Genomic DNA, 8,958 nt, shown 5'->3' on the forward strand with positions numbered 1-8,958 from the left:
ACAGCGCTTTACAAGGGCCACACCATTCTGCCCAAAAATCCACCATGACAGCTCCATTATAGGATAAAATTTCAGTTTCGAAATTTTCCATATTGATATTAATAATTTTTTCACTGGACATTTTTCTATTCACCTCATAAATGTATTTGCGCAAACATTATATAATAATTCCCGGAAAGTTAAAAGGATAAAAGTTAAATTTCTCAGTTTAAAGGCTGGCGGTTGTGTTAAAATAAAGGCATGAAAAAAATGGAAATAAAAAAGAGTATCATCAAAAATGAACTTTATAAAATTAATAGCCATAACCAGTACCGGTTTCACATGCCCGGACATAAGGGTCGGGGCGAAGCCTTTGCCTTATATGATTATGACATCACCGAAATACCCGGCGCTGATAATCTCCACGACGCCCAGGGGATCATTGCCCAGGCCCAGGAAAAACTGGCCGCGATCTATCAAAGCGACGAAGCGGCGATTCTCGTCAATGGCACCACCACCGGCATTCACTGTGCCATCCTGGGCAGCTGTTTACCGGGAGCGCAGCTGCTGGTGCCGATTAACTGTCATCGGGCGGTTTTTGGGGCGCTGGGATTGGGGCGCATTGAAGCGATTTTTATCACCCCGGAGATTGAAGGCGATTTGGGCTTTGCCCACTCGATCAGCGTCGCATCGGTCCGCCAGGCGCTGGCTGAAAATCCCCAAATCGGGGGAATGATTCTGACCAACCCCAGCTATTACGGCACCACCAGCGACGTAGAAAAAATCGCCGAAATTCTTCATGACCAGGGAAAATTCTTAATTGTCGATGAAGCCCACGGTGCTCATCTGCACTTTAGTGATAAACTGCCGCAAGACGCTTTGTCAGCCGGCGCTGATGTGGTGATTCAGAGCACCCATAAAATACTGGGGTCCCTGACCCAAAGCTCGCTGCTCCACTTTCAGGGCAATCTGGTGAACCGGCAAAAGATCAAATCCTTTCTCAGCCTGCTGCAAAGCTCATCCCCCAGCTATCCGCTGATGATTTCGGTGGAAGAGGCGGTGGACAATGCTTTTGAAAAGGGCGAAATTATTTTTAATACGATTGTGGCGGCCCATCAGCAATTCTGTCACAATCAGAACGGTCAGGAGCCGATTATTCTGTATGGCGGAGCCGACCCGGATCATGGTTATGATCGCAGCAAGTGGTTGTTTCAGACCCGGGGCATTGCCGGAACCGAAGTGGAAGCGCAGTTGTCAGCAAGGTACGGGATTCAATGTGAAATGTCGGCCGCCAATTACGTGCTGGCGATGACTGGCATCGGCACCAGCCGGGATGATTTAGCAAGAATAACCCAAGCTATCTGTGATATAAATACAACCATCAAGCGGGATTTAGCTGTAGAAAAAGAACATGAGGCCCCTTTACATCGGTGGGAAGACATCGATTTTACCACCGCCGTGCAAACCGAAATACCCCTGTGGGAAGCCCTTGCTTCAGAACACCGGGACAAGATGGCCTTGGATATGGCCGTGGGTCAGCTGATTGGGGACTTTATTATCCCCTATCCCCCGGGTATCCCGGTGTTACTTCCCGGCAGCCGAATTACCCCGGAAATGGCAGTTTATTTAAACGATCTGCTGGATCACCAGGTAGCGGTTGTGGGGATCGACGCCAAAAGAGCAGTAACAATTATAAAAAAGGAGCCGGTAATCATGGAAAAGAACCATCAGGGACAACTGATCGTCATCGAAGGAGTGGACGGCAGCGGAAAACAGACCCAGACCCAACTGCTTTATGACCGGCTGCTGAAAGCGGGGGAAAAAGTGATGAAAATTTCTTACCCCCGCTATGACAAAAAATCCTCAGCCATGGTAAAATTATATCTTGAAGGGGCCTTCGGGAAGGATCCCGGGACCATCAGTCCGTACATTGCTTCGACCTTTTATGCAGCCGACCGTTATGCCTCCTATAAGGAAGATTACGAGGACTTTCTGAAGCAGGGAGGTCTGGTGCTGGTCGATCGCTATACCACCTCTAATATGGTGCATCAGGCGGGAAAAATAAAGGATCCTGAAGAACGGAAACGTTTTCTTGACTGGTTGTGGGATTTTGAATTCAATCTCTACGGTCTGCCGATTCCGGATCGGGTGTTTTTTCTGAATATTCCCCCGGAGATTAACCAGCAGCTGATTAAACACCGGAATAATAAAATAACTGGAAAACAGGAAAAAGACATTCACGAAAACAGCCCCGAACATCTCCGGGATTCCTACCACAGTGCCCTGGCGCTGGTGGCGGAATATGGATGGACGGAAATAAATTGTATTCAAAGTAAAAAGTTGCGAAGTATCGAAAGCATCCATCAGGAAATCTGGGAATGCATAAAGGAGCGTAAATCAAATGATTGAAGATCAATATACCTATTTAACCATGGCCGACTCAGATATGGATTTTATTTTGCTTAAGAATTATCTGAATGCCAATGGGATTCAGGTAATCACCAGAGAAAAAGGCTTTGGCGGACCAATCCGCAGCATCTTCATGGGAAATTTTACACCAGCCCATATTGAGGTTTTTGTCAAAGACAGTGATTACGAAGAGGCTGCCAAACTACTGGATTATGAGGAATTCAGCGCCGAATTGGATGAAGAGCTGGGACTGGATACTGATGATTGGGACGACAGCGATGATAGCGAAAATAAAAAGAACAAACCTAATTAATCGCAGTCTTCGAGAGGAAAAAATGTTTAAAAAAATACAGGGTCATCAAACCATCACCAATCATCTTGAGAAAGAAATAATGACTAAAGAGGTAAGCCATGCTTACCTTTTTTCAGGAATCGATGGCATCGGAAAAAAGAAAACCGCCCGGGAATTTGCCAAAGCACTCTTATGTCAGGATCAGACCGACAAAGGTTGCGGTCATTGTCCGGTCTGCACCCAGATCGATCATGAAAACTATCCGGATGTCAAAATTATTGGTCCCAAAGCGGGCGAAGCCAGCATTAAAATCAGTCAGGTACGCGAAATGATCAGTGAGCTGTCGATAAAACCTTACTCGGGAAATTGGCGGATTAATATCATCGATGGGGCCGAAAGAATGACACCTGAGGCCCAGAACAGCCTGTTAAAGTCGTTGGAAGAGCCGCTCAGCTATAATATTTTTATTCTTATTACCAGCCATCCCCAGACAATCTTACCGACGATCCGATCCCGGTGCCAGAGCTATTATTTTCAGCCGCTGAACATTGTGGATATGGAGGCAATCATTTTGCAGGAAGCCGAGTTTGAGGAAACAGCGGTGGTAGAGGTCGTGCAGGCATCCGGGGGATCCCCGGGAATGGCCTTATATCTGCTGAATAACAGCGAGATCCAAAAAGAAAGAACTCACTATCTCAGGGAGCTGTACAGCCTTTTAAAAGGTGATGAAATCAAGGTTTTTACTTTGGCTGAGGTTTTATCCAAGGATAAGGCCACCAGTCAGGAGATCCTGGAGTTTTTTATTCACTGGTTTTATGAGGTCAATCTGCTGCTGGGAGGTCATCCGCTACCTCATCATGGGGAGCCGAATCCCGCTCATCGGGCCTACTATCAATTGCTGGAAAATGAAAAAAATGAGGCCATTATTAAAACTTTGTTTGAAATGATGGCGACGATACAATATAATGTTAATTTAAGGTTACAATGGGAAAAGTGTTTCATTAAGATAATGAAAATTCAGAAAGGATAAATCCAATGGGAAAATCAGTCGTCGGTGTACGATTTAAAAAAGTGGGTAAAATATATTATTTTGATCCCCTGGATATTGAGTTTGAACAGTTTGATCCGGTTATTGTGGAAACGGTCAGAGGCATTGAGTATGGCGAAATTGCTTTGACGGCCAGAGTTGTGGATGAAGCAGAAATGGTGGCGCCGGTAAAACCGGTGATCCGTAAAGCGACGGAAGCAGATACCATTGAGTTTAATAAACTCAAGCAAAATGAACAGGATGCCAAAGAGATATTCATTGCCAAAGCAAAAAAACATAAACTGGAAATGAAACTCATCGATGTGGAATACACCTTTGATCAGAAAAAGGCGATCTTTTATTTTACCGCTGAAGGTCGGGTCGATTTCAGAGAGCTGGTCAAGGATTTGGCTTCCATCTTTAAGGTGCGGATTGAACTTAGGCAAATCGGGGTTCGGGACGAAGCCAAACTATTCAAAGGTTTGGGAGTCTGCGGGCGAACCACCTGTTGTGCCCAGTGGCTGGGTGATTTTACGCCGGTATCCATTAAAATGGCCAAGGAGCAGAATCTGTCCCTTAATTCCACTAAAATTTCCGGAATCTGCGGTCGGCTCTTATGTTGCCTGACCTATGAACAGGAGTTTTATGAAGAAGTTTCTAAAAAACTGCCAAAGGTGGGACAAAGAGTCATCACCGCCGATGGCGAAGGTGAAGTATTCAAGTTAAGCATTCTGGAAGAAACCGTTTTCGTCAAAATTCAGGTGAATAAAGATGAAACCGAGGTGAAAAAATATCTTCTGGAAGAAATAGAGGTAAAAAAATTCGAAAAAGTGAAAAAAGACAAATAATCATCTTGATTTCACTACAAAAAAGGATATAATAAAGATGTTGTTAATGCTAAAAGGAGGGTTTTTAAATGGCTTATAAAATTACAGATGAATGTATCGCTTGTGGCTCTTGCATGGATGAATGTCCAGTAGAAGCAATTTCTGAAGGCGATATCTACGTTATTGATGCAGCCGCTTGTACAGATTGTGGCGCTTGCGCTGAACAATGTCCAGTAGAAGCAATTGTTCAAGACTAGTTAGAATTAATGAGAAAAGGCACCTTTCGGAGTTTTCTGGAAGGTGCCTTTAACATGCCGTATTTAAAGTGATCTTTCGATTAAATCCATTTTATTTTTTAGAAGTTTGTTAGATTATGGAATGCCTGGGTAAATACATATTCAAGAAATAAAATTAATGACAGATGAAATCTGGAGGAGGAAGAAATGCAGAAATACGTATGTGATATTTGTGGTTATGTTTATGATCCGGAGGTCGGAGATCCTGATAGTGGCGTTAGTCCGGGAACAGCTTTTGAAGATATCCCAGATGATTGGGTTTGTCCTTTGTGCGGCGTCGGAAAAGAAGATTTTTCACCAGAAGACTAGAAAACGACAATCAAAAAAAGGGCTAAAGCTCTTTTTTTTATGGGCTCAATGAGTTATAATGAAAATGACTACAGATACAAGGAGGATACATGGCAGTTAAAGCACGGGAAACCCTTGAAAGCAAACAAATCAGCATCACTACCCTGGGCATCTTAATGGTAGTGGTGGTGGGATATACACTTCTCTATAATCAGTTTGCCAATACCCTGGAAGACTATCGGTTGAAAACAATTGTTGGTGTGATCAGTCTGGTGATTATGATGGGTGGATTTTTAATTTCACTACGTTTTATTACAACCGCCTATGAAATGGTCATTACCCATGACCGATTGATTATTGACCGAAAAATATTTTTTTGGAAAAAAACCGTATTGGAAGTAAAAACTGATGACATTAAAAAAATTCTGCTCATCGAGGAAGCAAAAAAAACTGAAGGGCAAATGCGTAACTACACGCTGACAAACATGGATGGAAAACGAAAATACGTGATTCAATATGAAGAACAGGGAAAAATTTGCTATGTTAAGATCCAATGCACGGGAAAATTCCATGAGATTCTCAAAAAACAGGTCAAAATATAATAGCATTAAGGAAATCTTAAGGGAAATAGAGTATTATTTAGCTATAACAAGTTACCCTCTTTCAAAGTTTTTAGAAAAAACCGAACGCTTTTCACACGGCTTCGGTTTTTTTCTTTTTTGAAAAAAATTATAAATAAATAATTTGATTTCTCATCTTACAATTAGATATTGTTAATGTTCCAATAAATCGGGTATAATATTAGTAAATAACTAAGAGATCCACACGGGAAAGGAACGCCAATGGAAATTGTAGCAATTATGGGAAGTCATCGGAATGGTCAGAATACGCAGAAGGCCATCGACTATTTTATCGGAAAAATTAAGGTTGAACATGAACTATTTGAATATAATGTCAATAAGATAGACGTTAAGGCTTGTATTGCCTGTGATTATTGTATTCCTCATCAGGGGGAATGCGTGACAAAAGATGATATGACAGAAATTTACCAGAAAATGGAAACCTGTGATTTACTGATCGTGGCCAGTCCTGTTTATTTCAGCGCCTTTCCATCAAAAATAAAAGCACTGATTGACCGGACCCAAATGATTTATAATCTTAATGATAAATCAGCCATCAAAAAGAAAAAAATTCTGATCATTGGTGTTGGTGGTGCACCTTATTATCCGCGTCAGTTCCAGGCTATCGATAACACTCTGGAGTGGTACAAAAAAACGCTGAGCTGTGATGAGATTGGTTTTGTTCAGTTTTCTCATACCGATGAGTTGCCAGTACTGGATAACCAGAAGTGTCTGGCGGAACTGGAAGCAATCGCGGAAAAAATAAATACGTCGATGACGAAAAATTAGAAAATAATTTAAAAATAAAGGAGAAAAAAATGGCAAAGATATTAGATCAAACAGAATTTGATAATCTGGTAATAAAAGGAAAAGGCGTTGTGTTAGTAGATTTTTTCGCCACCTGGTGTGGCCCGTGTAAAGCACTGGCACCCGTGTTAGAAGAAGTGGCCGAGCAGGTAAAGGATAAAGCCAGTGTTTATAAAGTTGATATCGATCAGACCCAGAGCCTGGCCCAGCAGTATCGGGTGATGAGTGTACCAACGATGAAGATTTTCAAAAATGGTGAAGTCGTGGAAACCATTGTCGGACTTCAATCAAAAGGGGTTTTATTGGATAAGCTGAATTATTATGCCGGTTAATTAGAATTAAAAACATAAAAAAGGTCGCTTCATTTAAGAAGCGGCCTTTTTGGCATTATCGTCGAAAATGGTCAGAATCGTGATTAAAAGAGCTCTGAAATAAGTTGGCCGATTCATGTGAACGGCGTTTATCCTCATACATCTTCAGATCGGCATTGTGAACAAGGGTGTCGATATTATCCTCAGCAGTACTGAATAAAGCATAACCGGCAGATATTGAAAGATCAGCGATCAGTTCATTCAACTTGACAGGCTGATTAAAGTCAGCTTTGATTTCCCGGACTCGATTTCTAATCGCATCTTCTGATTTTACATCAGGAATAATGATGGTAAATTCATCGCCGCCAATGCGGGATAAAAATTCATCCCCGGTTTTTGATTTTTCCAGCCGTTTGGCTGCTTCAACCAGAACCTGATCCCCAACATCATGGCCGTAATTGTCATTGATGATCTTGAATTCATTCAGATCCAGAAAGATCACTGAAAAATCGTGGGCACTGGCAGGGTACTGGTTGCTGAGATCCTTGAGACGGCTGAAAAACATCCGGCGATTGGGTAAGTGTGTCAGCGTATCGTAATTAGCCAGAAGATAGAGTTCATCAGCCAGTTGTTTATAGTTTTCACGGCTCTGCAGCAATTCCAGCTCGGTTATTTTTCTCAGGGTGATGTCGTGAAAGGTAACGACGATGCCCATAAAACCATCCATGCTGTCACTTGCTACAGCGGCAGATAAGATCGCATGGATGGTTTTACCATCAGCGGTGATCAGATCAGTCTCTCGACTTTCGATTTTTTGATGGGCATGCAACAGCTCCAGATTGTCCCGGTTATACTGTTGGGAGAGTAACAGCATATTTAAATCCTTTCCCAGGAGTTGTGTCTCGTTGTACTTTAAAGTCAAACAGGTGGCCAGATTATAACGCAGGATGGTGCCCTTTTCATCAAGCAGTAAAACGGGATCCATAACCGTATCGAGAATCACGTCTGACGATGCAGTGGTTGAAAAGGAAAAAAGCTGATGATCGCTGATCAGATAAAAGAATCCTACCGCAAACAGAGCTGTCCCCAGATTTGCCAATGGCGGTAAAAAAATGGTAACCATTGGCAATAGGACATCGGTGCTTACACCAAAGATGAGAACAATGGCATCGATGACAATAATAGCTAGAGCCTGTTTTCTTTGAATCTGATAGGAGGATTCATTACGCCACTGAAGCAACAGGTAAAAACCAATTGAAAAGTAAATACCCAGATACAGCACATAAATCCAGGACCAAACATTTTCGATACTGTTGATATAAGTCCAGCCGAGACCCGAAGTGGACTGAGTAAAACCACTGGCCAGACAAGTTGCATCACCGGTAAGATTTTTGATTAGGATTGCGACGGGAATAGCATAAAACAGTATTTTCAGTTCGAACCGGGACAGGTAATGTTCGCGATTGCTTAAAATAATGAAAAAATAAACGGCAAAGGGCGGGAAAAGGCTGCCGCCGATACAGCCGAATCGGTGCCAATACATGGCCGCGCCCAGATTAGGGGCAGTATAAAAAAAGGTATAGGCAAAAGCCCAGACCGAGAGCATCAGACACTCGATAAAGGCAAATTGGTTCAACGGCTGGCGCTTGTTTGACCGCAGACAATAAATGCCCAGAAGAACAAATAATATAAAAATGGTAAAAGATAAAAGGGAGAGAATATTCAATTTAAAACTCCTGCCTGAAATGTGACGATTGATCTAGTGATATTATACCCAAAATAGCGCTGTTTTGTTATCGTTATTATGGATGCCCTTGAAAAAATGCTGGGAATAGTGGAAAAACGAAAGTTTCAACCTTAAAAAAAATAAGGAGACCGTTTTCATTTTTGGACAAATAGCCCGATTTGTCGGGATTTCGGACAAGTTTGAATAATCGTATAATTACAAGCCGATATCCCAGTGCTATACTCCTTTAAGCAAGCGAAAGGAGCGAAAAATGAATAAAAAAATAGTTAACAAAGCCAACACAGTCCGATTTATTGTTATTATCGGTGTTATTATTATACCACTTATGTATAGTTTTTTCTATCTCAGTGCCTTC

Annotated in this window: 11 protein-coding genes and 1 pseudogene; 10 read left to right on the forward strand and 2 right to left on the reverse strand. The window is 42.1% G+C overall.

Annotated features, from left to right (window positions below; translation table 11 throughout):
- Nucleotides 1-121: thioredoxin family protein (locus tag ACEW8F_RS08975; RefSeq protein ID WP_373483146.1), on the reverse strand; the 121-nt coding region annotated here is incomplete at its 3' end.
- Nucleotides 122-249: 128 nt separating this feature from the next.
- Here ACEW8F_RS08975 and ACEW8F_RS08980 point away from each other — a divergent pair.
- The 10 genes and pseudogenes from ACEW8F_RS08980 to trxA all read left to right on the forward strand — a co-directional run.
- Nucleotides 250-1,605, forward strand: a pseudogene (locus tag ACEW8F_RS08980) (aminotransferase class I/II-fold pyridoxal phosphate-dependent enzyme); the annotation flags it as partial.
- Between the two features lie 87 nt (nt 1,606-1,692).
- Nucleotides 1,693-2,388, forward strand: coding sequence for a dTMP kinase (locus ACEW8F_RS08985; RefSeq protein WP_373483147.1), 696 nt, complete (start codon nt 1,693-1,695; stop codon nt 2,386-2,388).
- Nucleotides 2,381-2,701 carry a hypothetical protein gene (locus ACEW8F_RS08990; protein ID WP_373483138.1) on the forward strand — a complete coding sequence of 107 codons (321 nt, stop codon included), beginning with the start codon at nt 2,381-2,383 and terminating at the stop codon, nt 2,699-2,701. The genes ACEW8F_RS08985 and ACEW8F_RS08990 overlap by 8 nt, the downstream gene beginning before the upstream one ends.
- A gap of 22 nt (nt 2,702-2,723) precedes the next feature.
- A complete protein-coding gene (gene holB, locus ACEW8F_RS08995; RefSeq protein WP_373483139.1) occupies nt 2,724-3,710 on the forward strand; it encodes a DNA polymerase III subunit delta' in 987 nt (328 codons plus the stop codon).
- A gap of 5 nt (nt 3,711-3,715) precedes the next feature.
- Complete coding sequence (locus tag ACEW8F_RS09000) at nt 3,716-4,555, forward strand: stage 0 sporulation family protein (RefSeq protein WP_373483140.1); 840 nt, start codon at nt 3,716-3,718, stop codon at nt 4,553-4,555.
- A 68-nt stretch (nt 4,556-4,623) separates the two neighbouring features.
- Nucleotides 4,624-4,791 (forward strand): 4Fe-4S binding protein, encoded by a 168-nt coding sequence (locus ACEW8F_RS09005; RefSeq protein ID WP_373483141.1) that lies wholly within the window; start codon nt 4,624-4,626, stop codon nt 4,789-4,791.
- A 186-nt stretch (nt 4,792-4,977) separates the two neighbouring features.
- Nucleotides 4,978-5,139, forward strand: a complete 162-nt coding sequence (gene rd / locus ACEW8F_RS09010) for a rubredoxin (RefSeq protein ID WP_304886472.1) — start codon at nt 4,978-4,980, stop codon at nt 5,137-5,139.
- Nucleotides 5,140-5,228: 89 nt separating this feature from the next.
- A complete protein-coding gene (locus ACEW8F_RS09015) occupies nt 5,229-5,720 on the forward strand; it encodes a hypothetical protein (protein ID WP_373483142.1) in 492 nt (163 codons plus the stop codon).
- A 240-nt stretch (nt 5,721-5,960) separates the two neighbouring features.
- Complete coding sequence (locus ACEW8F_RS09020) at nt 5,961-6,527, forward strand: flavodoxin family protein (protein ID WP_373483143.1); 567 nt, start codon at nt 5,961-5,963, stop codon at nt 6,525-6,527.
- Between the two features lie 29 nt (nt 6,528-6,556).
- Nucleotides 6,557-6,877, forward strand: coding sequence for a thioredoxin (gene trxA / locus ACEW8F_RS09025; RefSeq protein ID WP_373483144.1), 321 nt, complete (start codon nt 6,557-6,559; stop codon nt 6,875-6,877).
- A 55-nt stretch (nt 6,878-6,932) separates the two neighbouring features.
- Here the strand turns inward: trxA and ACEW8F_RS09030 are convergent, their stop codons facing one another.
- Entirely contained in the window at nt 6,933-8,582 is a 1,650-nt protein-coding gene (locus tag ACEW8F_RS09030) for a diguanylate cyclase domain-containing protein (RefSeq protein WP_373483145.1), read from the reverse strand.
- Nucleotides 8,583-8,958: the final 376 nt, after the last annotated feature.

Source organism: Acetobacterium sp. (assembly GCF_041752335.1).
Lineage (GTDB): Bacteria > Bacillota > Clostridia > Eubacteriales > Eubacteriaceae > Acetobacterium.

Bases quoted from the DNA above. Each gene is read 5' to 3' on its own strand.
- ACEW8F_RS08985 (WP_373483147.1), top strand. From the start codon at position 1,693: ATGGAAAAGAACCATCAGGGACAACTGATCGTCATCGAAGGAGTGGAC.
- ACEW8F_RS08990 (WP_373483138.1), top strand. From the start codon at position 2,381: ATGATTGAAGATCAATATACCTATTTAACCATGGCCGACTCAGATATG.
- holB (WP_373483139.1), top strand. From the start codon at position 2,724: ATGTTTAAAAAAATACAGGGTCATCAAACCATCACCAATCATCTTGAG.
- ACEW8F_RS09000 (WP_373483140.1), top strand. From the start codon at position 3,716: ATGGGAAAATCAGTCGTCGGTGTACGATTTAAAAAAGTGGGTAAAATA.
- ACEW8F_RS09005 (WP_373483141.1), top strand. From the start codon at position 4,624: ATGGCTTATAAAATTACAGATGAATGTATCGCTTGTGGCTCTTGCATG.
- rd (WP_304886472.1), top strand. From the start codon at position 4,978: ATGCAGAAATACGTATGTGATATTTGTGGTTATGTTTATGATCCGGAG.
- ACEW8F_RS09015 (WP_373483142.1), top strand. From the start codon at position 5,229: ATGGCAGTTAAAGCACGGGAAACCCTTGAAAGCAAACAAATCAGCATC.
- ACEW8F_RS09020 (WP_373483143.1), top strand. From the start codon at position 5,961: ATGGAAATTGTAGCAATTATGGGAAGTCATCGGAATGGTCAGAATACG.
- trxA (WP_373483144.1), top strand. From the start codon at position 6,557: ATGGCAAAGATATTAGATCAAACAGAATTTGATAATCTGGTAATAAAA.